The organism is Mycobacterium sp., from assembly GCF_049278535.1.
In the GTDB taxonomy this organism is placed as follows: domain Bacteria; phylum Actinomycetota; class Actinomycetes; order Mycobacteriales; family Mycobacteriaceae; genus Mycobacterium.
In genome coordinates, this window is record NZ_JBAPMI010000175.1 from 1 (window position 1) to 24,015 (window position 24,015).

Genomic DNA, 24,015 nt, shown 5'->3' on the forward strand with positions numbered 1-24,015 from the left:
GATCGGTTTCCAGACCGGAGACGTCGGCCTCGATCTGAAGAGCGATCGGACACATCGGCAGCACCCGGCCGCGCACACCCAGGATCCGGCCAACTTCGTCGAGCGCGGCGACCGGATCGGCGAGCACCTCGTTGAGGCCGGCGAGCAGCAGGTTGCCGATCGGATGTCCCGACAGCGCACCACTGCCACCGAAACGATGCTGCATGATCGTTGCCCAGAGTCGCCCCTGTGGACTGTCAGAAGCCAAGGCGGCCAATGCCATTCGCAGGTCGCCCGGCGGCACCACCTCGAGCTCGCTGCGCAGCCGTCCCGACGAGCCGCCATCGTCGGCAACTGTGACGACCGCGGTGACATGCGGCGTGAGTCGCCGGGCAGCAGACAGCGTCGCGTACAGGCCGTGTCCTCCGCCGAGGGCGACAATCCGCGGGCTCATTCGCGGCCCAGATCCCGGTGCAATACCCGCACCGTCAGCTGCTTGTCGGATTCAAGGAGCTGCGCCAAAGCCTCGGCGATCGCGACGCTGCGGTGTTTACCTCCGGTGCAGCCGATCGCCACGGTCATATAGCGCTTCCCCTCCCTGCAATAGCCGTCGATAATCAGGGACAGCAATCGATGGTAAGTCTCCAGGAACTCCGCCGCGCCGGTCTGGCCAAGCACGTAGTCGCGAACCGCGGGATGTTGGCCGGTGTGCGGGCGTAAATCGTCGATCCAGTGCGGGTTGGGCAGGAACCGGACGTCCATCACGGTGTCGGCGTCCATCGGCAGACCGTACTTGAACCCGAACGACTCCACGGTGACGCTGGTCTGAGCGACCGCCTCGCCGCCGAAGGCGCGTTCGATGCTTTCCCGCAGCTCGCGCACCGACAGTGTCGAGGTGTCGATGACCAGGTCGGCGGTCGCGCGAACCGGAGCGAGCATCTCGCGCTCGGCGGCGATGCCCTCGGCCAGTGTCTGCTCCCCCTGCAGGGGATGGCTGCGTCGGTTCTGCTCGTAGCGGCGCACCAACATGTCGTCGGAGGCCTCCATGAACACGACCCGCGGGGTGATGTTGCGGGTCGCCAGGTCATTCCGCACCCAGTCCAGGTCGCCGGTGAAACCGCGAGAACGGGCGTCCATCACGATGGCCAGCTGTGTGATCCGCGATCCCGCGTCCAGTCCGAGGTCCACCATTCGGGTGATCAGCTGGGGCGGCAGATTGTCGGCGACATACCAGCCGAGGTCCTCGAGGACCTTGGCGGCGGTCCCTCTCCCGGCGCCCGACAAACCGGTAACCAGAACGACGTCGATGCCAGATTCGTTTGCGCCACCGTGGTTGTCGGCCTGATCCAGCGACCCAGCCTGATTCGCCCCGTCCATCCCCTCGCCCGTCATCCCGATGCCCGTTCAGCGATCCGGTCTTCCGTTGCAGCATCCGATCCGGTGGCGCGGCCTCGTAGCGCGGCAAGCACCGCGGTCGCCGTCGCAACCCCGATACCCGGAACGGAGGTGATCTCGTCGACCGTAGCCTCCCTGAGGCGGGCCAGTGACCCGAAATGGCCAACCAATGCCTTGCGGCGATGCTCACCCAGGCCCGGCACCGCATCCAGCGCCGACGCGGTCATCCGCTTGGACCGCTTGCTGCGGTGGTAGTTGATCGCGAACCGGTGGGCTTCGTCCCGCACTCGCTGCAGCAGGTACAGACCCTCGCTGTTGCGCGGCAAGATGATCGGGTCGGGTTCCGACGGCACCCACACCTCCTCCAACCGCTTGGCGAGTCCGATCACAGCGACGTCGGTGATGCCCAGTTCATCGAGAACCGCACTGGCGGCGTTCACCTGTGGCGCGCCGCCGTCGACCACGTAGAGGTTGGGAGGGTAGGCAAATCGACGCGACTTGCCTTCAGGTGAAAGGACTTTCGGGTCCTCTTGATCTTGAAGGTGGCGCACGAAGCGACGCCGGGTCACCTCAGCGATCGACGCGACATCGTCGGAACGACCGTGACCGGCCGCTTCCCGGATCGCGAAGTGGCGGTAGTCAGACTTGCGCGGCAGCCCGTCCTCGAATACCACCAGCGACCCGACTACATCGGTCCCCTGGACGTGGCTGATGTCGACACACTCGATGCGCAGCGGGGCGTCAGCCAACCCCAGAGCCTCTTGAATATTCTGCAGCGCAGCAGATCTGGCGGTGAAGTCGCCGGCCCGCTTCAGTTTGTGCTGTTGCAGCGCCTCTTTGGCGTTGCGCTGCACGGTTTCGGCCAACGCCCGCTTGTCGCCGCGCCGCGGAACCCGCAAGTTCACCCGTGAGCCGCGCAGCCCGGACAGCCAGGTGGTCAACTCTTCGGCATTGGGCGGCACGCACGGCACCAGCACCTCACGGGGCACCGGGTTGGTGGATTCGTCGGCAGCACCATCGAGTTCGGCCTGATCGCCGTAGAACTGGGTCAAGAATTGTTCGACGAGCTGCGCCTCGCCGGAATCACCCGGGTCGCCGGGCTTTTCGACGATCCATCCACGCTGACCACGAACGCGCCCGCCGCGGACGTGGAACACCTGTACGGCGGCTTCCAGGTCGTCGTCGGCGAACGCGACGACATCAGCGTCGGTGCCGTCGCCGAGCACGACGGCCTGTTTCTCCAGGGCTCGCTTCAGCGCCCCCAGATCGTCGCGCAACCGCGCCGCGCGTTCGAAATCCAGATCTTCTGCGGCGGCGTGCATCTGCTGTTCGAGACCGCGGGCGAACCGGTCGGTTTTGCCCGACAGGAAGTCGCAGAAATCCAGCACGATCTGCCGGTGCTGCTCGGCGCTGACCCGCCCGATGCACGGTGCCGAGCACTTGTCGATATAGCCGAGCAGACAGGGGCGGTCAATCTGGTTGTGCCGCTTGAACACTCCGGCTGAACAGGTGCGGGCCGGGAAGACGCGGGTCAGCAGGTCCAGGGTCTCCCGGATGGCCCAGGCATGCGAGTACGGTCCGAAGTAGCGGACTCCCTTTCGACGCGGGCCTCGATAGACCATCAGCCGGGGGTACTCCTCGTTGAGCGTGACCGCGAGCACCGGGTAGGACTTGTCGTCGCGGTAGCGGACGTTGAACCGCGGGTCGAACTCCTTGATCCAGTTGTATTCCAGCTGCAGCGCCTCGACCTCGGTGTTGACCACCGTCCACTCCACCTTGGCGGCGGTGGTCACCATCTGCCGAGTACGCGGATGCAGGCTCGCGACATCGGCGAAGTACGAGGTCAATCGGCTGCGCAGGCTCTTGGCCTTGCCGACGTAGATCACCCGTCCGTGCTGATCCCGGAATCGGTACACGCCGGGCTCGACCGGGATGGACCCGGGAGCAGGGCGATAGGTCGCGGGATCAGCCACGGTGTCCAAGGCTAGTCCGTGCCATCGACAGTGGGCTCGCCGTTAGAAGCGCGGCGGTGCGGTGTCGTAACCGGGTGTGGGCTCGGCAGCGACGCGGAGACGCCGATTGAGTCGACGCTCTGCCTCGACTCGGTGAGCGCGGCTCTGTCGGCGCGTGCGGGTTGGCATCTTCAACTCGCGATTGCTGCATTGTGCAACTTTCAACGGCTGGGCCGATATCCGTGGCGGCCTCCCTGGTCTTATCTAGGAGACGTAGACCTTGCCGCCCGGGTGGAGGCCCCGATTTGTAACGCACTCCGTGGGTGGTAGCAGCGATTGTCTTCAGTACGTTTTAACGTCAGCCCGAGACAGCGTCGGCCCGTGGGTCGAGGCCGAAGACCTGCACGGCGGCGGATTTGCCCTTGAGGGCGTGCGATCCCCGCTCGGTGAGTCCAGGTGGTCGATATGCCAGGACATCAACGGTCTGGTGGGTGAGAAGGATCGCGTCGCCCGTGGTCTTGGTGAGTTGTTCGACGCGGGCAGCCACGTTCACGGTGTCGCCGATCAGGGTGAACTCGAGCTTGCCTGCACCGCCGATAGTGCCAGCGATCACCAGGCCGGTGTTGATGCCGATACCGATCCGAAGCTCGCCGCCGAAGCGCTCGGTGACGAGGCGGTGAATCAGAACAGCCGCCCGCACTGCGGCGTCGGCATGATTTACGAGATCGTTCGGAGCGCCGAAGACGGCCAGAGCGCCGTCGCCAAGGAACTTGTTGACATGCCCACCGGCATCGACGACGGCAGGCACCACAATCTCGAACAGCGCGTTGAGGCGGGCGACCGTGTCCTCGGCGGTGTTGGCCTCCGCGAACGGGGTGAAATCGCGGATGTCGACGAACATCACGCTCACTTCGCGACGTTCGCCGGTGAAGGTGTCGTCACCCTGCTCGAGCAGCCGGGCCGCCAGGGCAGGGTCGACGTAGGTGCCAAAGGCGACCTGAAGTCGTTGGCGCTCAGCCAAACCGGCTTGCATGCGGTTGAACGACGCCGCCAGCGCGCCCAGGTCGTCATCTTGAACCACCGGCAGGCGTCGGCTGAAGTCACCTGCCGCAACACGTTCGGTTCCTTCGGCAAGATCGCGAATTGGTTGCAGCGACGGGGAGAAACAAGCGCCCACGACGAACGGTGCGAAGGCAAGCGTTAAGGCACCCCCGATCACGACAGCGAGCAGGGGAGCCTCACTGGCCCGATGGAACACCGTCGCCAGCATCGTGGCCAGGACAGCGAACGAGAACGTGGCCGCGAGCATGGACACGTTCGACCACGCGGCGAAGGTCGGCCGGGAGCGAGGCAGGGCGTCGCCGATGCCCGTATCACCGGCGATAGCGATCCTTGCTGGTCGCGATGTTGCTTCCACGAAACTGTGAATCATGACCAGGCAGCTGACAGAGCCCAAGACGGCGCCGAGGATCCCGTACTGAACCAGCCGCGGTCCCGTCGTCCCGGCGATCGCACCGACAACCACCAAGAGGAGTGCGATCCAAACAGCGCCCGCCCTCACCGTTCTGACCACCGCCTGGCGATTCCAGGCGTAGGTGGCCTCCAATGCCCTCGCCCGATCGGCCTCACGGCCTGCCGCCCACCGGTCCACCCGGCCGCTCGGGCCCACACCGGGAAGAACCGCTGTGTACACCATCACCACCACGACGGCCACCGTGACGGCAGCCGCCTCGACGTAGCGATCGGACTGCTCAAACGCAACAACAAGAAGCGCCGCTCCAAGCCAGACCGGCAGTAGTGCGAGGGAGGTTATCGCGAAGACCGCCCACGAGTACCTCGCTCCGTGCCGATCCCACGCCCACTGCCAGATGCGATCCATGGCGCGACACTAAACGCCAGGCACCCGAAACCACCTCCGGTCGGGCGAGCGATGCGCGGGTGAGCGCACTGGCAGGGGCTAGCGACGTGCTGGTATCGAGCTCGGGTCAGAACTCGTTTTCGAGGAACGCGGAACCCACAAGCTCATGGCGTGCCGGCGAATGGCGCCTGTTCTCGGTCACCTCTGCATAAACCTTCGACCCGCCGTCAGAACGGCGCTAGCTCATAGTCGCTGTTGCCCGGTGGCGCCGGGCCGGATGAGGCGGCTTGTCGTGCGGCTTGGTGAGCTTCGCGCGCAACGCGGTTTCGCCGTCGCTCGGTGCCGATGCGCTGGTCGCGGTCTTGCCGACGAGTGCGGCGCCGGCGGGGCATCATCGCGGTCCGCTCACCGCAGTAGTCAGTTGGCCGGTTGAGTTCTGGTGCCCGCACATCGCCGGTTGGCACGCAGAGACTCGGAAACAGCAATGCGCTGCCCGGAGTGGTCACATAGGTGCGGCCGTCGGGAAGGAGCCAGATCACGGTGCCGTCGGGTAGCTGCTTGTCGTGCCAGCCCCCGAAAGTCTTCAGCAAGTGATGTTTTCGACAGAGCGCCTTCAAATTCGACGCATGTGTCCTGCCGCCGTTGCGGTAGGCGACGGTATGATCCAAGTCGCAGTCGACGGCCGGGCGATCACAACCCGGAGCACGGCAGGTGAGGTCGCGGGAGCGCACGAAGGCAGCCAGCTCGGCCGACGGGATGTAGCGCGGCTCGGGCACATCGACCGGCGGAATCAGCGGCTGCAGCTTCGCGCTCTTGGCCAGTTCTACGACCATGTCCGCCGGGATCAAGCCTTCAGCACCAAGCGCCACGCCAGGTGCCTCTCCACTGCCGTCGACGCTGGCTTGTTCGGCGACCACGTAAATCACCACGTTGCTCTTGCATGCACGCGCCGCGGCCTCGCAGTTGGCGGATCCACAGCCACACACCAGCCGATTTGCACCGGCGGCCAACGCGCCCATGGCGTCTGCCCGTCTCTGCGCGCGCGAGCGCGGGTCGGCGTCGCATACCGTCTTCGCCAACTCATCCAGTCGAAGGTCAAGGGCGCGACCGGCGGTGGCCAGCACGCTTCCCGTTACAAACGCGATGCCTGTTTCCGCGATGTCGACGTCGAGAAAGCGGTCCCTAACGGCCTCCCTCGCTCGCCGCACCGCGTCCCGGTCAGCTCGGGCCACCACCCGATCGACCTCGGCGGCAAGCCGACCGCGTGTCAAGGACGGATACCGCGAAAGCCGCACCGCCAGAAGCGCATCCACTCGCATCAGCGCATCGGCATCGGTGATCAAGTCTGTCCTGAACACGACGGTCTGGAACGCGCGGTAGTCGATATCGCCGGCCTGAAACAGTTTGCCCACTTCCGGCAACCGGTCTCGCAACGCCATCGCGTAGCGCAGATAACTCGAGGCCATTGCGATGCTGCACTGCAGCGCTGCGGCCACCTGCGCGGCGACGGCCTCCCACGTGTCCATCGCCCAGTCAGCCTGCTCTCCCGAATCCCGAAGCCGCACCACAAACAACTCACCGACGGCAACCAGTCGCCGCGCGCCTGCCTGAGCCTCCGCCCGACCCGCCTCGCGGATTCGATCCAGCAGCGCAGCCGACTCCAGGGTGGGCCGCGAGGCGTACCACGATTCGAACATAGGTTCGATTATAGAGCCGCCCCACGACAAGTCAGTGCGGCGGCAGGTCTGGCCGGTAGCGCGCCAGCAGGCTGCGAACGGTGTCCATCGCGGCCGCCGCACGATCTTTGTCGACGGATTGAATGGCCATCAGCGGGACGTACTCGTCGTCGGGCAGATCGATTCGCGCCCAGCGTGCGCCGACCGGAAACGACACTTTGAGCCACCGTTGTGATCACTAGCACGTTGCCGCACCTAACCGCCCAGGCGGTTGTCGCCGCCATTTTCGGGGTTCCGATTGTGGAAGCGAACGTTGCGACTCAGTACTGCCGCATGGAAACGCGAAATTGCAGTACCGCGTTACTGGATTCACCGAAGCCAACGGAACCGACGATTTCCGTCATGGAACTCGGCGCCCTATGTGGCGGCCATCGTTCCGCCATGACATCGATGGAGGCACCACGATGGGTAGCGCAAAGTGCACCGATCAGGTCGGCCGTACGGGTTCACGCCCTCGGACAGCACCGGCCAAACGGCTGAGCACTTGGACGATGACCCGCGAGGCCATCACCGTGGGCTTCGACGCCGGCGACGGTTTCCTGGGCCGGACACGAGGCAGCGATCTAATCCGATTTCGTTGCGCTGGTCGGCGTTTCGTATCCATTAGCCACCCTGACTATGTGGATCACGTGCTGCACGAGGCCCGGCTCAAATACGTCAAGTCGAACGAATACGAGCCCATTCGAGCCGCCGCAGGCATAAATTTGGTCACCGACGAGGGCGATTCCTGGGCCGCTCACCGCGGGGTGCTGAACCCGACCTTCGCGCGGCGTCACCTCAACGGCTTCGTTGAGCTGATGATCGACCCGATCACAGGCGTCGCCGACGCGCTGCGAACGGGCGCCCAGTTCGACATGCACCAGACGATGGTCGAGACGACCCTGCGGGTGGTCGCCAATTCCCTGTTCAGCCAGGACTTCGGCCCATTGGTCCAGACCATGGACGACCTGGCGACACGGGGGCTGCGGCATGCGGAGCGGCTGGAGCGACTCGGGTTATGGGGCCTCATGCCGCGTCCGGTCTACGACACGCTGAACTGGTTAGCGTTCTCGGGCGTGCGCCTGCCGCCACCGTTGCGCGACATGCAGGACATCACGCTGGCACTCGACCGCGCGGTCAACGCGGTGATTGATCAGCGGCGGGCGAACCCAACCGACTCCGCTGATCTGCTCAACGTGTTGCTGCACGCCGGCGGCGGAACGTGGCCACGCCAGCGGATCCGCGACGAGGCGCTGACGTTCATGCTCGCCGGTCACGAAACCACTGCGAATTCCATGTCCTGGTTCTGGTATCTGATGGCGCTGCACCCCGGCGCCCGCGACCGGATGCTCGCAGAGGTCGACGATGTGCTGGGGATGCGCCGCCCGGGCGTCGACGACCTGGGTAGGTTGCCGTGGACCACCGCATGTCTGCAGGAATCGCAGCGGTACTTCCCCGCGGTGTGGGGCATCATCGCGCGGCGCGCCATCGAGGACGACGTCATCGGCGGGCACCCCATTCGGCGCGGCACCACCGTCTTCATCCAGGTGAACCACATTCACCACGATCCACGCTGGTGGCCGGACCCGGAAACCTTCGATCCCGGCAGGTTCTTGCAGGGCGCCAAGGACCGTCCGCACTCGGCATATCTGCCGTTCGGCGGCGGTCGCCGCAGCTGCATCGGGCAGAGCTTCGCGTCGATGGAGATGGCTCTGATCGCGGCAATCATGAGTCAGCGCTTCACGTTCGACCTTGCTTCCGGTCCTCCCGCCGACATCAAGACGATGCTGAGTCGGCGGCCCAAGAATGGAGTGCACCTGATCGCGAGGAGCCGCTCATGAGCAGTACGTGCGCCGCGATCAACCGCGACTGCGGAGGATTCACCATTTCGTGTCGATCGACGCCGTCGACGGACTCGGCGGTTGGTGGAGTGGTCAAACAGGTTTGGAAAAGCACAATGCAGACTTGCCGAAGCGACCGATCGCATGGCACATGAACTTTTGAAAATGGCGATGAAGACCCTCACTCGATGGCTTTCCCTGTACGCCAGCTGGATCGTTGCGGTGGTGGCGGGCCTGCTGGTGCTCCGTGCCACGTCAACTATTGCCGCACACAGCTGTTTCAACCCAGATCCTGGACCGTGCGTGAGCGCCACGGCATTCGGTCGGAGGTGACCGATTTGGCCCTCGATGTTCTACCGCCGGGCCCCCGACTGCCAGTCGCGGTTCAGACGGCCACTTGGATAGCCCGCCCCTGGGAGTTCATGGAGCGTTGCGCGGCTCGCTACGGCGACACGTTCACAATGAGGATCGCCGGTGAGCCCCCATGGGTGATGGTCTCCCATCCGGACGCGGTCAAAGAAGTCTTCACTGGGCCACCCGAGCTGCTGCACGCCGGGGAAGGAAATCGCATTCTGCTGCCGATGGTCGGCGCCCACTCAGTGCTGCTGCTCGACGAAGATGCACACCGGGAGCAGCGCCGCCTTCTCATGCCACCGTTCCGCGGCAACCACCTGGCGTCCTACGCCGCGACGATGGCCGCGGTCGCCCAAGCCGAGATCGCCCGCTGGCCACGCGGGAAGCCGGTGCGTCTACAACCGCGGATGCAGGCCTTGACACTGGAGGTCATCCTCCGGGCGGTGTTCGGGCTCGGAGAGGGTGAGCGGCTTGACCTGCTGCGGGCAGAACTGGTGCGGACCTTGACGATGTTGTCGGGTATGGCGAGCCAGGTGCTGTTGGTCCTTGGACCACGGCACGCGCGAGCCGCGTCGACGCGCAAGCATTTTAGTAGGATCGACGACCTGCTCTACGCCGAGATCGATGAGCGACGCCGAGTCGACCGCCTCGACGACCGCGGCGACGTGCTTTCTATTTTGCTGCAGGCCCGGCACCAAGACGACCGGCCAATGAGCGATGTCGAGATCCGCGACGAGCTGATAACCCTGTTGGTGGCCGGGCACGAAACCACGGCGACAGCGCTCGCCTGGGCCGTCGAGCGGCTTGCCCGCCATTCCGATTACCAGGCCCGGTCAACCGAGGAAATCCATGCCGGCGAACACCAGTTCTGCGACGCCGTGGTAAAAGAGACGCTGAGGCTACGCCCGGTGCTCTCACGGGTCACCCGGCGACTCAAAGCGCCGATGGAGATCGGCGGCATCCAGTTGCCGGCCGGTGTCACGGTGGTGCCCTCGATCTACCTGATGCATCGCCGGCCCGATATCTACCCCGACCCGAAACGATTCCGGCCGGAGCGTTTTCTTGAACAGCGAGCCGGGACCTACACCTGGATCCCCTTCGGGGGCGGCATCCGCCGTTGTCTTGGCGCGGCATTCGCCGAATACGAGATGCGCGTCGTGCTCAGCACATTGCTCGGCAGCTGCACGGTGCAGCCCACCAACCGGCGACCCGAGCCGGTGCGACGCCGCGGGATCGCCCACGTGCCCGGACGCGGCGCCACGGTGGTGCTGGGATAGGGCGGCAAGAAAATGCCGCGACTGAGCGCGGGCGTACGCGGCAATGGTGCGCGAGGCCGGAGCAAGTGGATACGCATGCGTCTGCGCGCGCTGCTATCCCGGGCACGCGGTGACGATGGTGCCTACCCGGACTTGGTGAGTCGCTATCGCGCTATGGCGGAATCGCTTGGCTTCGAAGGACACATCGCCTGGACCGAGGCGATGATCGAGGCTCGAGAATAGTCGGCAATTTGACGATTCGCCGATGTTTTGGCCCTCCTGCCGGTCGCGATGGCGTCGTCAACAGCCGGGACTCGCGCCCGACCGCCGGTAGCTTCGACAAAGATCTTGTCGCCTCGGGCCAGTGTCGGCCATTTTGCGCCCGATTTATCTGGGCCCACCACGCGCCGCTTCTCACCCTTTCGCGGCGGCCGCGGGCCATGCGGGTCTTCACTGACATCAACAAGCGGGAGCTCAAGATCGCGACTAAGTGCCACCGCGCCGAAACGGGCGAGATTGCAGTGGTGCATTACTGGGGTCGTCGCACCGCACGCGGGCGACGATTCCCATTGCGGACATTTCCCAAATCGATGTGAGGGATGCTGCCATGACCATTGATCACGTCGCGCCGGTGGAGCTGCCTGACTTCGACGCGAAGCCGTTGATGAATGAGCACTTTAGAAAATGGGTTGAGCAACGCCGAGCAGAGCTCGAGCGGGAGCACTCGATCAGCGAACTCGCACCGAGAGTTGCTCGAATGCTGGCCTCCGGAACGGTGCTATGTCTTCCACCCGATGAACGCCTACGACGACGGCGACACCATGGTTGACGTCGTGGGACACCCGAAGATGTTGGACCGCGACCGTGCAGGTCCGAACTAGTGCTCGGCCCCACTTGACCGCTGGACCGTCGATCTCGCCGACCGGAAGCTGCGCGAATCGCGCGCTAGCGCGGTTGTGGATTCCCCCGCTCATCCTGGCAGTGGCGATCGCCGGGGGGTTCATCGTGTGCCGGGTCCACAGTTGCTTCGGCTCGGGAAAACGCGAATCGTATGCCGACACCAACCTGGGAAGCCCCCCGTTCAAACCCAAGCGGATTACTTATGAGGTCTTCGGTCGTCGCGGCTATGCGATTCGCAGAAGGCCCAAAACACCGCGACCCCACGGCCGGCGGCCAGCGCCGCAACCTCCCGGGCCACCCTGGACTTGCCGATGCCCGGCGGTCCCACCACCGTCACCACACCACCGCGGCCCCCAACCGCGCGGTTCACCATGGCGTCGAGAGCCGCCATTTCCAAGCGCCGGCCGACTAGGCTCGCCTCGGCACGCCCCACTACGCCATCCCGCGGACTGATCGCCAGCAGCCGACGCACGCGCACCGGTTCATCGGCCCCCTTGACGCGCATCCACTGCGGTTCACTCAACATCACGGTGTGCTCGACGAGCCGAGCGGTCGATTCCGAGAGCATCACCCCGCCGGGGGGCGCCACCGATTCCATCCGCTGAGCAAACCCAACCGTCTTGCCGATGGCTCTGTACCCCAGCGACCCCGAGCCGATCTCACCGGCGATCACCTGACCCGAATTCAGGCCCACCCGCAGCCGCAGCGCCACACCATCGCGGCGTTGCACGTCGGCCGCCGACCGGTTGGTCTCCTGCTGAATGCCCAGCGCGGCCAGGCACCCGCGAAAAGCATGATCCTCCAGCGCAACTGGGGCGCCGAAGATCGCCATCACCCCGTCGCCGGTGTACTCGACGGTCCCGCCGTAACGCCGCACCACCGCCCCCGACCGCTCCAACAGATCGGTCATGATGTTGCGCAACCGCTCGATATCCACGGCCGCCGCGATGTCCATCGAGCCCACTACGTCGGCAAACAGCACCGTCACTTGCTTATATTCTGCCGACGTATCGGCTGGCGTGATCGGCGCGCCGCACTTGCTACAGAACCGCGAGTCTGGCGCCAGCTCGGTGGCACATGACCCGCACTGGAACCTCGCTGAGGTCATGCTGCCGCCGTAGATTTCGCCCTGTTGCCGTCATAAGCATCAGTCACGCCGACATCGTGTCACCGCTTGCCAGCCAACATGTGCTTATCACCGTCGCGATCCGGCCAGCGGGTAGCAGGGCCTGGGCTCAGCACATATTCGACTGCTGGAGCGGGGCAGTCACGAGAACAGTTCTGCGAAGTTGACCGCGGTGCCCAGGGTCGCGAACAGGGCTTGTGCGGCACCGAGTATCAGGTCGTATGGGACCAGTGCGGTGTTGGCGGACAACGGATCAAGGATCGCGCCGAGGAAATTGCCGGCATCGAGTTGATCGATGAAAATGTTCGCATCGTATGCGGGCAGACTGGTGAGGGCCGCATTGACTGCGTCGACAAACGGGAGCGTCGCCGAATAGTCGTACGAGAGCGTGGCGTCGATGTCGTTGATGATGTCGGTTGGTGATGAGCTGAGCGTCACGTCCGAAAGCGGGAAGCCGACGACCTTTAACAGCCCATCGATTGTGTCAGTAAACGATGGGCTCTCGGGGGCGACGCCGAATGTGTACAACGAGTTCGCGAACGGCAGCAACGGCGCGACCTGGTCTTGGTAGCTGATCGGGTTTTGCAGATCGTTGAGGGCGTCGGTGACTCCCTGATGCCAGCCGTTGCTCAGTGCGTCGGCGAGTTGCGTGTGATCGATGTCGGGGAATAGCCCGAAGGTGGTGGGCACATTGGCCGGTCCCTGGTTCCAGCCCTCGGTGATGCTGCCGTAGCCCAGGTTCACCAAGATTTGGGTATCGGGTTCCAGCAGGTCATAGAGCGGCTGCCCGATGCGCGGGATCAGCAGCAGCGGCTCCAGTATCGGCAGGTTGTCGTTCGGAATCATGTAGTAGTCGGTCAGCCCTTCCCCGGTGAGCGCCTCGGATCCCGGCAACAGAATCGCGTTGTTGATCTGGTCGGGGGTGAGATCCTGATACGTGAAGTGCGCTAGAAAGAACCCCAGCTCGGCGTTGAGGTCCGACAGCAGGTTGGTCGAGTAGTGCGGGAAGTCGGCGAGACCGTCGTATTCGAGGCTGTAGATGTCGGTCGGATAGAGGTCAGACGGTGTCGGGGGCTCGAAGGGGGCGCCAAATGCGGTGAAGGCCGAGGTGTTACCGGCTGGAAAATCGAAGGTATTCAGAAAGCCGCCGTTAGGGTTTTGAACATCGGCGGTCAGCACGAAGTGCACATCGTCACTGGGCACACCATCGGCTTGGAGCTGCGACATGCTCAGCGAGGCGGCATCCGCACCCTGCGAATAGGCGAAAACGACGACGGGATTCTCGGCGCTTACCCCCCCGGCGGCTATTTGGCCTTCGATATCGGAGACCATGATCTGCTGGTCCTGAGCCAGCGACGTGGCCAGGTCCAGGCTTTTGACGCCGGTGGTTGGGTAAAACGCATTGGGTTCGAATGCGGATTGGGCGGTGCCGCTGAAGCCCAACGGCCGCAGGTACAGCGTGTCGGCGGCCTCCACGAACTGCGGCGGCGGTATCGGGACGCCGGTGCCGCCGAAAACCAACGCCGTGCCATCACCGAGCGGCGAATCTGCGGTGTCAACGTCGGTCAGCTGAATGGCGCGGACCTGGACATTTGGTACCGGTGGCGACACCGATGTAACGGCGATCAGGCTCGCACCAGTAATGGCGGCACTAAAGGTGAGCGCCGCGACCGACGGATTTTTGGGACTCATCGTCATGTCTCCATCGCTGTCATGCCGGGAGCATGGCCACGGTTTCGGGTCGCTCCGTGATGCGAATAATCACCCAAGTGACGTGCGATGATCGCAGTAGCGCGCCACTGCAAATCGCTCGGTTTCGGTGCAGCACTACTTAGAGACAACGATCACGTGCGATCACCACAGACGCTGGCGCTTATCCGCCTCTAGCCATGTCCGTTGGTTGTCGCCCCATCCGTGAGCCCACATCCCGAAGCAGGGGACCTCACGTGTGCTCGCGCGGAGATCGGTAGCGGCTCATCAGTGCCCGGACGGTGTCCATGGCTTCCACGGCGCGGTCCTTGTCGACGGATTGAATGGCCATCAGCGGGACGTACTCGTCGTCGGGCAGATCGATTCGCGCCCAGCGTGCGCCGACCGGAAACGACACTCCGACCACCTCGTCCCACGGCACCAGGCGGTCGCTGATCACATTGCGCACCGACAGCCCGGCCGCACCGACCCGCAGCCGGGGCCGGGCGAACAACAATACGAGCCCGGCAAGGACCACTCCAAGCGCCGCCATCGCGATCTGGTCAGAGGTCTGAAAGATCACGCCGGTGGAGCCGATCTTGAGCAGCAGGCCCACCACAACGTGGGCTGCGACGATGACGACCGCGGCCGCGTAGGCGACGTAAGGCGTCAGGCGGGGTCGCAGTTGCACGTCCCAGGTGTCCTGGTCCGGCTTGGCGGTCACGACTTTCCGCGCAATTGGCGCAGAGTCAGCGCTGTGCTCAGCGCCGCAGCCGTCGCCTGGCCACCGTTGTCCTCGGCAGAGTCCGGCAGTCCCGCGCGGTCGAGGGCCTGTGCTTCGTCGTTGGTGGTCAGCACGCCATTGGCCACCGGGGTGGATTCGTCCAGCGAAACCCGTGTCAGCCCTTGGGTCACCGCGTCGCAAACGTAGTCGAAATGCGGTGTCTGCCCACGGATCACCACACCCAGTGCCACTACGGCGTCGTGGTTGCGGGCAACGGCCTGCGCGACGACGGGAATCTCGATCGCGCCTCGCACCCGCACGATCGTCGGGTTGTTGACGCCCCATTTGTCGGCGATTCGCTGTGCGCCGTCCAGCAACGCGTCACAGATCTGCTTGTGCCACGTGCTCACCACGATCGCCAGCTTGAGTGCGGATGCGTCTTGTGACGCGATGTCGGGTACACCGGCACCGCTCATAGGCATCGCTTACGAATCACAGAGCACCACCGAATTCGCCTGGCAGATGGATAGATTCGTGAAAGTCGTCCAACCCGGCCAGATCGTGACCCATCCGGTCACGTTTGGTCATCAGATAGCGGATGTTCTCCGCATTGGCACGCACCGGCAACGGAACCCGCTCGATGATGTGCAGTCCGTAGCCATCCAGGCCGACTCGCTTGGCGGGATTGTTGGTCAGCAGGCGCATCGAGCGCACCCCGAGGTCGACCAGGATCTGCGCCCCGGTGCCGTAGTCCCGTGCGTCAGCAGGCAACCCGAGCTTGAGGTTGGCGTCGACGGTGTCGTCGCCGGCATCCTGCAGCTGATAGGCCTGCAGCTTGTGCATCAGACCGATGCCGCGACCTTCGTGGCCACGCATGTAGAGCACCACGCCCCGGCCTTCGCGAGCGACCAAGGCCATCGCGGCGTCCAGTTGCGGACCGCAGTCGCAGCGGCGTGAGCCGAATACGTCCCCGGTCAGGCATTCGGAGTGCACGCGGACCAGAACGTCGTCGCCGTCGTAGTTGGGTCCGGCGATCTCGCCGCGGACCAGCGCTACGTGTTCGACGTCTTCGTAGATGCTCGAGTATCCGACGGCACGGAATTCGCCATGCCGGGTTGGGATGCGGGCTTCGGCGATCCGCTCGATGTGCTTCTCGTGCTTGCGGCGGTACTCGATCAAGTCGGCGATCGCAATCAGCGCCAGATCGTGCTCGTCGGCGAAGACCCGCAGCTCGTCGGTCTGCGCCATCGCGCCTTCGTCCTTCTGGCTGACGACTTCACAGATCGCGCCGGCGGGCGACAGTCCGGCCATTCGGGCTAGGTCAACCGCGGCCTCGGTGTGGCCGGGTCGCCGCAAGACGCCACCGTCCTTGGCGCGCAACGGAACTACGTGGCCGGGCCGGGTGAAATCTTCCGCGACGCTGTCCGGATCAGCGAGCAGCCGCATGGTTGTTGCGCGGTCCGATGCTGAAATGCCCGTTCCCACACCGTTTTTGGCGTCGACCGTGACGGTGTAGGCGGTACCGTGCTTGTCCTGGTTGACCGCGTACATCGGCAGGAGTCCAAGCCGGTCGCAGATCTCCCCGTCCAGAGGCACGCACAGATATCCCGATGTGTATCGCACCATGAACGCGACCATCTCCGGAGTGGCCTTCTCGGCCGCGAAGATCAGATCGCCCTCGTTTTCCCGATCCTCGTCATCCACGACGACGACAGCTTTGCCGGCCGCGATATCAGCGATCGCGCGCTCGACCGAGTCCAACCTCGTCATCGCAGCCACCTCGTCAAAAGATCCCACCCGAGGGCCTCAGGTGTTGCATTCAGTATGAACCACCACGTCCCCTTGGTTATTGCCACGGCTCACTCAGCGGGCCTGGCATTACGGCGACTCGCAGCGAGCACATGCGCAAAAGGTTTCCAGAGGCCTTCCCGAGCTAATTCATAGCTAGCCTATCTAGCGTTCAGGACGTCGGGGGCAGAGTCCGACTGAATACCCAAGTAGACAGGTGAAGGACCATGAAACTGAAGCAATTGATGGCCGGAGCGACCATCGCCGGCGCCGGGTAACGGTTTGCGCACAACACGGTGCTGCTTGAGCGACAGCGTGCGAATCCCGGAAAAGTCGCCGATATCGAGCGTTACTGTGGGCAAATGGCGACGCTGCCCTCGATGCCATTCGCGCGCGCCTTGACTGTGGGCCTGGTCGGCGCCGGTGTGCTCGCCGGCGCGATGTTCGCCGGCCTCGCGCCGCCGGAAAAGCCTGCGGGACCCGCTTGGGCTTCCGGGCTAGTCCCGGTGATCGAGGAACCGGCACCGCCGCCACCCCCGGACCCCATGCCGGGTGCTGAGGGACCGGTGAACCAGGGTCCGGCCAACCCGGCGCCGCCGGTACGCCACCGTCGTCACATCGACAGCGATCCAGTCCGCAGTGGTAAGTAACCGACGGCAAGCGGCGGTTTCTTGAGCAAGACGACGGTGCGCGGGGTCAGGTGGGCGATGAAGTCTCAGCGACGACGCGCTCGGCATCAGCGCTGAAGAAGCCGACGAGTTCATCCACGTCCGACCGCGGGAACGCGGCGAAGAATTGTCGGACGACATTCGCCACTGAATCACTCACTGAAAACCTCCCCACCTTCTGTCGCAGGTAACGGCTTTACTTTGCTTGCATCAGCCGTTCAACATATTTGGCGATGACATCCACCTCGAGATTCACCGGCGTTCCGGCTTGAGCGGGACCGAGCGTGGTCAGCTCACGAGTGGTCGGGATCAGTGACACTTCAAACCAGTCGTCGCCAAGCGCGGAGACCGTGAGCGAAATGCCGTCGACAGTGATCGAGCCTTTTTCGACGACGTAGCGGGCCAGTTCGGCGGGCATGCCGATGCGTACTACCTCCCAGTGCTCGGAAGGCGACCGGGAGAGGATTTTTCCGGTGCCGTCGACGTGGCCCTGCACGATGTGACCGCCGAGCCGACTGTTCACCGCCGCGGCACGCTCCAGGTTGACCGGGCTGCCTGCGGCCAGCCGGCCCAAGCTGGACCGGCTGAGCGTCTCAGCCATCACGTCGGCGGTGAATTGCCCGCCGGGCAGCACCTCGACGACGGTCAGGCACACACCGTTGACGGCGATCGAGTCGCCATGGGCGGCGTCGGCGGTGACCACCGGACCCTGGATCGTGAAGCGAGCGGAATCGCCCAGGTCATCCTTATCTATGACCTCGCCCAATTCCTCAACGATTCCGGTGAACACCGCCTCAGGCTAATGATTGTGGCTCCCCCGCGCGACGCCGCAGTCAGCTTGCGACTCGCAGTCGACTCAGCGCGACCCGCTACGCTGCAACTTATGCAGACGCGTCGCCCAATCCTCGCCGTTCTCGCCGCCCTCTCGATCGCCGCCGCTGTTGTCAGCGGCTGCTCATCGTCCTCAAAACAATCCGGCGGTGCACTGCCGGACGCGGCGACCCTGGTCAAGGAGTCGATCCAAACCACCAAAAACGTCAAGAGCGTGCACCTGGTGCTATCGGTGAACGGCAAGATCAAGCACCTGCCTATCAAGACGCTCACCGGCGACCTGACCACCACGCCCGCCACCGCCGCCCAGGGCAATGCCAGCATCACATTCGGCGGCTCCGACATCGACGCACAGTTCGTGGTCGACAGCGGAACCCTATTCGCGGCGATGAGCCCCGGCCAGTGGGAAAGCTTCGGCCCCGCGGCGGCGATCTACGACCCGTCCTCGATCCTCAAGCCGGACACCGGCGTAGCCAATGTGCTGACCAATCTGAGCAGCCCGAAGGCTGAGTCGCGCGAGACCGTTGGCGGCCAGACCACCATCAAGATCACCGGCACGGCATCGGCGGATGCGGTGAATGGCCTTGCACCGCAACTGAAGGCCACGCAGCCGGCGCCGACGACCGTGTGGATCGAGGAGAACGGGGATCACCAGTTGGTCCAGGCGCAGCTGGAGCAGAGCCCGGGCAACTCGGTCCAGATGACGCTGTCGAACTGGAACGCCCCGGTGCAGGTCACTAAGCCCCCTGTCGCCCCGTGACGGCGTCACATCACGCAGGCCGCGGCGTCGCGATAGGCGCCGGCAGCCTTGCCGTACTGCTCGGCGCCCTCGACACCTACGTGGTGGTCACCATCATGCGCGACATCATCGGGACCATCGGCATCCCGATCAATCACCTGCAGCGCATCACCCCGATCATCACCTGGTATCTGTTGGGCTACATCGCGGCGATGCCGCTGCTGGGCCGGGCTTCCGACCGATTCGGCCGCAAGCTGCTGCTGCAGGTCAGCCTGGCCACCTTCCTGATCGGGTCGGTGATCACCGCGCTGTCCACCAATCTGGATGTGCTGGTGGTCGGCCGCACCGTCCAGGGCGTCGCCAGTGGCGCGTTGTTGCCGGTGACGCTGGCGCTCGGCGCCGACCTCTGGGCCCAGCGCAACCGCGCCGGAATCCTCGGCGGCATCGGTGCCGCGCAGGAGCTGGGCAGCGTGCTCGGCCCGCTCTACGGAATCTTCATCGTCTGGCTGACCAGTCGCTGGCAGGACGTGTTCTGGATCAACGTGCCGCTGGCGCTGGCCGCAATGGTGATGATTCACTTCAGCCTGCCGTCCCGGGACCGCAGTGCCGAGCCGGAGAAGATCGACATTGTTGGCGGTTTGCTGCTGGCGATCACTCTGGGTTTGGCGGTCATCGGTCTGTACAACGCCAATCCCGACGGCATACATGCGCTGCCCAGCTACGGCCCGCCGCTTATTATCGCGGCCGTCGTCTTCGCGGTGCTTTTCTTTGTGTGGGAACGGTTCTCCCGGACCAAGCTGATCGAACCCGCCGGAGTGCATTTCCGGCCGTTCCTGTCCGCCCTCGGCTCTTCGCTGTGCGCGGGTGCCGCGTTGATGGTGACGCTGGTCGACGTGGAACTCTTCGCCCAAGGTGTGCTCGGCAAGGACCAGGACCACGCCGCCATGATGTTGCTGTGGTTCCTGGCGGCGCTGCCGATCGGCGCGCTGGTGGGAGGTGCGATCGCAACCAGAGTTGGCGACCGGACGGTGGCCTTCATGGGTCTGCTGATCGCCGCAGGCGGCTACTGGTTCATCTCCAAGTGGTCGATTGACCTATTGAGCTTCCGCCACAACATCTTTGGGTTGTCACTACCCGCGTTGGACACCGACCTGGCAATTGCCGGCATCGGATTGGGCCTGGTGATCGCCCCGCTGACGTCGGCCAGCCTGCGGGTAGTGCCATCGGCGCAGCACGGCATCGCTTCGGCCGCGGTGGTGGTCGCTCGCATGACCGGCATGCTGATCGGGGTGGCCTCATTGAGTGCGTGGGGCTTTTACCAATTGCCGCAACTCGTTGCGAAATTGGCGTCGGAGGTGCCGGCCGAAGCCAGCCTTGCTGAACGCGTTCTGCATCAAGCCACCATGTATCGCGAAGCGTTCGCTCAGATGTACGGCGGAATCTTCAAGGTCACCGTAGTCGTCTGCGCGGTAGGTGCGCTGTTGGGTCTGTTGATCGGCAGCCGCAGCGAGCATGCCCAAGAGCCCGAAGCCCTGGAAGCCGAACCCGTCGCGCCTCGGGTCTAAGCGTTTCGCCGAGCGGCTTGTATTTGCGCCGAAAAACGGAGCACAATCTTGATGTGGCTCTGCGCGATGGGTCCCCATCGCAGCCGGCCGGCAGTTTCGCCGGCGGTGTCCTAACTGCGGCCTACGGCATATTTGCGTACGCGCTGTTCCTGCTCACTTTTCTGTATCTGATCGCGTTCGTCGTCGACCCCGACTTCACGGTCGGCACCGTGCATGTCGTGGGCAAGAGCGTCGATCGCGGCGGCCTCGGCGATGGCACACTCACCGTCACGGCAGTGGTCATCGACGCGGCGTTGCTTGCTCTGTTCGCGGTCCAGCACAGCGTCATGGCGCGGCAAGGCTTCAAACGCTGGTGGACCCGCGTCGTTCCGCCCAGCGCCGAGCGGTCCACCTACGTCCTTGCCTCCAACGTCTGTCTGATCGTTCTCATCGCGGCCTGGCACCCCATCACCGACGACATCTGGCTAGTCAGCGCTCAGCCGTGGCGAACTGTCCTGATCGTCACCGGTCTTGCTGGGTGGGCGATTGCCCTACTGAGCACCTTGCTCATTGATCATTTCGATCTGTTCGGCCTGCGACAGGTGTTCGCTCGACTGCGAGGGCGGCGGCTCGCTGAGCATCAGTTCACGACACCATTTTTCTACCGAGTGGTTCGGCATCCGCTGTACGTCGGCTTTCTGATCGCGTTCTGGACTACACCGCGGATGACGTTGGGGCACTTACTCTTTGCTGTCGCTACGACCGGCTACATCGTGCTGGCGGTGCGATTCGAGGAGCGCGACCTTACCCGCGTGTTCGGGGAGGAGTACCGCGACTACCGTCGCCGCGTTCCGATGCTGGTCCCGGGCTTCGGCGGTCGTTCTCGACGGACCCGTCAAACAGGCTAGGTCGGTTGCCCCGACCCCGCGGTCCTGATGGCGGGGGCCCGGCGCCGCCACCACGCGATGATCGGAATCCAGATAAGAGCTTGCACCCCAGCGATTCCCAGCACGAGCACCGCGACGAATTCGACCGTAGACCAAGCGTTGTGCACAGTGTCCTCCGCAGGTTACGGCGAACGCGGCTGGGTTTTGACGTCGAATTCCACGTCGTCGCCGTCAACCTTGGTGATACGCATGTGCGCGACGTAAGGGCCCTCCGGGCCGGTGAAACCGCAGTCGAACTCGCCGCCCAACTTGGCTTTGACCCCCGCCGGGCAATGCACATCGTTGGGCTTGAATCCGGTCTGCCGGGAGACGACGTCGTAAACCGTCTTCGCGGCACTGTCAGGTTTGACTGTTTTGCCGCAGCCGGTGAGTTGCAGAGCCGCGACGCTGACAAGCACACCGACACAACACTTCAGGCCGAGCTTTCGCATCAAACGTGACCCCTTTTCATCAGGCCCAAGTATGCGGTACCGGCCTCCAGCTATTCACAGTTTCCGCGCAGGCCGATGCTCAGCACTTACCGTTACGAGCGGCCTGGCCGGCTGAACCAGCTTGGTGCCGCGATACCGGGAAGGCGTTTAACGTCTATCGCGGCACCAAGCTCAGCACCAGGTCCGGACCCACCCGTTCGACGCCGTCGTAGCGCCAGCGCAACGCCCGCGCGATACTCGGCACTCCGACGTCGTCGACCGCGGTGATCGGTCCGCCGAGCAGGATCGGCGCGACATAGGCCAGGATCCGGTCGATGGTCCCCGCGCGCAGGAATGCCCCGGCGAGCGTGGGCCCGCCCTCAAGCAGTACGTCGGTGCGATCGGACAACGCTTTGAGCACCTCGGACGGTTCGTGCGTCCGAATCACCATGGTGCGGGAATCGTCGTTGAGAACCTTTGCTTCCGAAGGTATGTCGCGTTTACCCACCACCACGCGCAACGGCTGGCGCTCGGCGAGACCGCCGTCAGCCAGCCGTGCGGTCAACGTCGGGTCGTCGACGAGCACCGTGCCGGTGCCGACCACGATCGCGTCGGCGGTGGCCCGCCGGCGATGCACGTCGGCGCGCGCGGCTTCGCTGGTGATCCACTGGCTCGACCCATCGGCGGCGGCGCTTCGCCCGTCGATGCTGGTGGCGTATTTCCAGGTCACGTGGGGCAATCCGGTGCGCTGCTTGTGCAGCCATTCCCGCAGCGGTCCGACCGTGACCAGATCGGCTTGAACTTCGCCGACGACGCGCACCCCGGCGGCGGCCAGCCGAGCGGCACCACCGGACGCGGTCGGGTTGGGGTCGCTGACCGCGAAAATCACCGCTGCGATACCGGCCTCTACGAGCGCATCCACGCACGGCGGCGTCTTGCCGTGGTGGTTGCAGGGTTCCAGCGTGACGACCGCGGTGCCGCCCTCGGCCAGCCGACCCGCTCGGCGCAGTGCCACCACCTCGGCGTGGGCGCTGCCCGTCCGCTGGGTGCCGCCGACGCCGACGACGCGGCCATCGCGATCCAGGATCACTGCGCCGACCGGCGGGTTGGGATAGGTCTTCCCCTTGACCAGGGCGGCCTGCTCAACGGCCAGTTGCATTGCGGCGTCGTAGCTGATGGCCGCCTCCGTGCTCACCGGCGGCTCATCGGCGTAAGTGCGGTGACACGGCGCCGGCCTGTCGCCGCAATGCCTCGACCGCAGCCGCCGGGTCCTCGGCACCGTAGACGGCCGATCCGGCGACGAAGCAGTCGACACCTGCCTCGGCAGCCTGCTCGATCGTGTCGGCATTGATGCCGCCGTCGATCTCAACCAGGATCGTCAGCTCGCCGGAGTCGACGAGCTTGCGCACTGCGCGCACCTTGCTCAGCACTTCGGGGATGAAGCTCTGGCCGCCGAAACCAGGCTCGACCGACATCACCAGAAACGTGTCGAAGTCCTTGAGGATGTCCAGATAGGGGTCTAGCGGTGTGCCGGGTTTGATGCTCAGTCCCGCTTTGGCACCGGCAGCGCGGATGTCGCGGGCGACGCTGACCGGGTTATCGGTGGCTTCGGCGTGGAAGGTGACGTTGTAGGCGCCGGCTTCGGCGTACGGCGGCGCCCAACGGTCGGGATCCTCGATCATCAGGTGGCAGTCCATTGGAATATCGCTGGCGGCCAACAGGCTTTCGACCACCGGCAGGCCAATTGTGAGGTTCGGCACGAAGTGCGCATCCATCACGTCGACGTGCAGCCAGTCGGCGCCTTCGACGGCGGCGGCCTCGGCGGCCAGCCGAGCGAAATCAGCCGACAGTATCGACGGCGCGATCAGCGGCCGGTCTGTCTTGCCTGACATGAACGTGAGCTTACTGGGGGCCAACTTCCAGGGCTGCGGCGAACATGGCGTCGGTGCCGTGGCGATGCGGCCAGAGCTGAACGTAAGGGCCGTCGCCCAGATCTGCGATCGGCTCGAACAACGGCCGGGCATCGAGCGCGGTCACCGGATGCCGGCGCAACGCGTCAGCCACTACCCCGACGGTTTCTGCCAGATGCGGCGAGCAGGTCGCATACAGGACCACGCCGCCGGGCCGGGTCAGCGCGATGGCAGCCGCCAGCAGCTCACGTTGCAGCTTGGTCAACGCCGGCACGTCCGCCGGCTGACGTCGCCAGCGCGCGTCGGGTCGGCGCCGCAGCGCACCCAGACCGGTGCACGGTGCGTCGACCAGCACCCGGTCGAAGCCGGGCTCGAGGCCGCTGCTGCGC

Annotated in this window: 21 protein-coding genes and 5 pseudogenes; 9 read left to right on the forward strand and 17 right to left on the reverse strand. The window is 64.8% G+C overall.

What is annotated here, in order from left to right:
• From WAO18_RS11765 to WAO18_RS11790, 6 genes and pseudogenes are all read right to left on the reverse strand, one after another.
• On the reverse strand, positions 1 to 433 hold a 433-nt coding region (locus WAO18_RS11765), incomplete at its 3' end, for a gluconeogenesis factor YvcK family protein (RefSeq protein WP_422206460.1).
• On the reverse strand, positions 430 to 1,356 hold the full coding sequence (gene rapZ / locus WAO18_RS11770) for an RNase adapter RapZ (RefSeq protein WP_422206478.1): 927 nt from the start codon (positions 1,354 to 1,356) through the stop codon (positions 430 to 432). The genes rapZ and WAO18_RS11765, both read right to left, overlap by 4 nt.
• Positions 1,357 to 1,367: 11 nt before the next feature.
• Positions 1,368 to 3,347 (reverse strand): excinuclease ABC subunit UvrC, encoded by a 1,980-nt coding sequence (gene uvrC / locus WAO18_RS11775; RefSeq protein ID WP_422206461.1) that lies wholly within the window; start codon positions 3,345 to 3,347, stop codon positions 1,368 to 1,370.
• 337 nt (positions 3,348 to 3,684) lie between these two features.
• On the reverse strand, positions 3,685 to 5,205 hold the full coding sequence (locus tag WAO18_RS11780; RefSeq protein WP_422206462.1) for an adenylate/guanylate cyclase domain-containing protein: 1,521 nt from the start codon (positions 5,203 to 5,205) through the stop codon (positions 3,685 to 3,687).
• Between the two features lie 206 nt (positions 5,206 to 5,411).
• Positions 5,412 to 6,881, reverse strand: a complete 1,470-nt coding sequence (locus tag WAO18_RS11785; RefSeq protein WP_422206463.1) for an HNH endonuclease signature motif containing protein — start codon at positions 6,879 to 6,881, stop codon at positions 5,412 to 5,414.
• Between the two features lie 31 nt (positions 6,882 to 6,912).
• Positions 6,913 to 7,077: pseudogene (locus WAO18_RS11790) on the reverse strand (PH domain-containing protein); the annotation flags it as partial.
• A gap of 247 nt (positions 7,078 to 7,324) precedes the next feature.
• Here WAO18_RS11790 and WAO18_RS11795 point away from each other — a divergent pair.
• From WAO18_RS11795 to WAO18_RS11815, 5 genes and pseudogenes are all read left to right on the forward strand, one after another.
• Positions 7,325 to 8,740 (forward strand): cytochrome P450, encoded by a 1,416-nt coding sequence (locus WAO18_RS11795; RefSeq protein ID WP_422206464.1) that lies wholly within the window; start codon positions 7,325 to 7,327, stop codon positions 8,738 to 8,740.
• A 329-nt stretch (positions 8,741 to 9,069) separates the two neighbouring features.
• Positions 9,070 to 10,371: a cytochrome P450 gene (locus tag WAO18_RS11800; RefSeq protein WP_422206465.1), complete on the forward strand. Its 1,302-nt coding sequence runs from the start codon at positions 9,070 to 9,072 to the stop codon at positions 10,369 to 10,371.
• Positions 10,372 to 10,446: 75 nt separating this feature from the next.
• Positions 10,447 to 10,593, forward strand: a complete 147-nt coding sequence (locus WAO18_RS11805) for a hypothetical protein (protein WP_422206466.1) — start codon at positions 10,447 to 10,449, stop codon at positions 10,591 to 10,593.
• Positions 10,594 to 11,120: 527 nt separating this feature from the next.
• Positions 11,121 to 11,294 (forward strand): annotated as a pseudogene (locus WAO18_RS11810) (carotenoid oxygenase); the annotation flags it as partial.
• Positions 11,263 to 11,475: pseudogene (locus tag WAO18_RS11815) on the forward strand (MmpS family transport accessory protein); the annotation flags it as partial. The pseudogenes WAO18_RS11810 and WAO18_RS11815, both read left to right, overlap by 32 nt.
• Here the strand turns inward: WAO18_RS11815 and WAO18_RS11820 are convergent.
• From WAO18_RS11820 to WAO18_RS11840, 5 genes and pseudogenes are all read right to left on the reverse strand, one after another.
• A pseudogene (locus WAO18_RS11820) lies at positions 11,468 to 12,358 on the reverse strand (adenylate/guanylate cyclase domain-containing protein); the annotation flags it as partial. The pseudogenes WAO18_RS11815 and WAO18_RS11820 sit on opposite strands and share 8 nt — an antisense overlap.
• A gap of 159 nt (positions 12,359 to 12,517) precedes the next feature.
• Positions 12,518 to 14,068 carry a PE-PPE domain-containing protein gene (locus WAO18_RS11825; RefSeq protein WP_422206467.1) on the reverse strand — a complete coding sequence of 517 codons (1,551 nt, stop codon included), beginning with the start codon at positions 14,066 to 14,068 and terminating at the stop codon, positions 12,518 to 12,520.
• 250 nt (positions 14,069 to 14,318) lie between these two features.
• Positions 14,319 to 14,789: a PH domain-containing protein gene (locus WAO18_RS11830; protein ID WP_422206468.1), complete on the reverse strand. Its 471-nt coding sequence runs from the start codon at positions 14,787 to 14,789 to the stop codon at positions 14,319 to 14,321.
• Positions 14,786 to 15,265, reverse strand: coding sequence for a 6,7-dimethyl-8-ribityllumazine synthase (gene ribH, locus WAO18_RS11835; protein WP_422206469.1), 480 nt, complete (start codon positions 15,263 to 15,265; stop codon positions 14,786 to 14,788). The genes WAO18_RS11830 and ribH overlap by 4 nt, the downstream gene beginning before the upstream one ends.
• 16 nt (positions 15,266 to 15,281) lie before the next feature.
• Entirely contained in the window at positions 15,282 to 16,559 is a 1,278-nt protein-coding gene (locus WAO18_RS11840; RefSeq protein WP_422206470.1) for a bifunctional 3,4-dihydroxy-2-butanone-4-phosphate synthase/GTP cyclohydrolase II, read from the reverse strand.
• Between the two features lie 380 nt (positions 16,560 to 16,939).
• On the opposite strand from WAO18_RS11840, the gene WAO18_RS11845 reads away from it, so the two are divergent.
• Complete coding sequence (locus tag WAO18_RS11845; protein WP_422206471.1) at positions 16,940 to 17,227, forward strand: hypothetical protein; 288 nt, start codon at positions 16,940 to 16,942, stop codon at positions 17,225 to 17,227.
• A 46-nt stretch (positions 17,228 to 17,273) separates the two neighbouring features.
• On the opposite strand, the gene WAO18_RS11850 is transcribed toward WAO18_RS11845, so the two are convergent.
• Entirely contained in the window at positions 17,274 to 17,405 is a 132-nt protein-coding gene (locus tag WAO18_RS11850) for a hypothetical protein (protein WP_422206472.1), read from the reverse strand.
• A 36-nt stretch (positions 17,406 to 17,441) separates the two neighbouring features.
• A complete protein-coding gene (locus tag WAO18_RS11855) occupies positions 17,442 to 18,035 on the reverse strand; it encodes a riboflavin synthase (protein WP_422206473.1) in 594 nt (197 codons plus the stop codon).
• Between the two features lie 84 nt (positions 18,036 to 18,119).
• On the opposite strand from WAO18_RS11855, the gene WAO18_RS11860 reads away from it, so the two are divergent.
• From WAO18_RS11860 to mddA, 3 genes are read left to right on the forward strand one after another with little or no spacing between them, the layout of a single operon-like run.
• Positions 18,120 to 18,836 (forward strand): LppX_LprAFG lipoprotein, encoded by a 717-nt coding sequence (locus WAO18_RS11860; RefSeq protein WP_422206479.1) that lies wholly within the window; start codon positions 18,120 to 18,122, stop codon positions 18,834 to 18,836.
• Positions 18,833 to 20,380: an MFS transporter gene (locus tag WAO18_RS11865; RefSeq protein WP_422206474.1), complete on the forward strand. Its 1,548-nt coding sequence runs from the start codon at positions 18,833 to 18,835 to the stop codon at positions 20,378 to 20,380. Before WAO18_RS11860 ends, WAO18_RS11865 begins: the two co-directional genes overlap by 4 nt.
• Before the next feature lie 53 nt (positions 20,381 to 20,433).
• Positions 20,434 to 21,267, forward strand: coding sequence for a methanethiol S-methyltransferase (mddA, locus tag WAO18_RS11870; RefSeq protein WP_422206475.1), 834 nt, complete (start codon positions 20,434 to 20,436; stop codon positions 21,265 to 21,267).
• A 161-nt stretch (positions 21,268 to 21,428) separates the two neighbouring features.
• Here the strand turns inward: mddA and WAO18_RS11875 are convergent, their stop codons facing one another.
• The 4 genes and pseudogenes from WAO18_RS11875 to WAO18_RS11890 all read right to left on the reverse strand — a co-directional run.
• Positions 21,429 to 21,737 carry a DUF4333 domain-containing protein gene (locus tag WAO18_RS11875; RefSeq protein WP_422206476.1) on the reverse strand — a complete coding sequence of 103 codons (309 nt, stop codon included), beginning with the start codon at positions 21,735 to 21,737 and terminating at the stop codon, positions 21,429 to 21,431.
• A 154-nt stretch (positions 21,738 to 21,891) separates the two neighbouring features.
• A complete protein-coding gene (gene ribD / locus WAO18_RS11880) occupies positions 21,892 to 22,875 on the reverse strand; it encodes a bifunctional diaminohydroxyphosphoribosylaminopyrimidine deaminase/5-amino-6-(5-phosphoribosylamino)uracil reductase RibD (protein ID WP_422206480.1) in 984 nt (327 codons plus the stop codon).
• Between the two features lie 43 nt (positions 22,876 to 22,918).
• Positions 22,919 to 23,608 carry a ribulose-phosphate 3-epimerase gene (gene rpe, locus WAO18_RS11885; protein WP_422206477.1) on the reverse strand — a complete coding sequence of 230 codons (690 nt, stop codon included), beginning with the start codon at positions 23,606 to 23,608 and terminating at the stop codon, positions 22,919 to 22,921.
• 10 nt (positions 23,609 to 23,618) lie between these two features.
• Positions 23,619 to 24,015, reverse strand: a pseudogene (locus WAO18_RS11890) (rRNA cytosine-C5-methyltransferase); the annotation flags it as partial.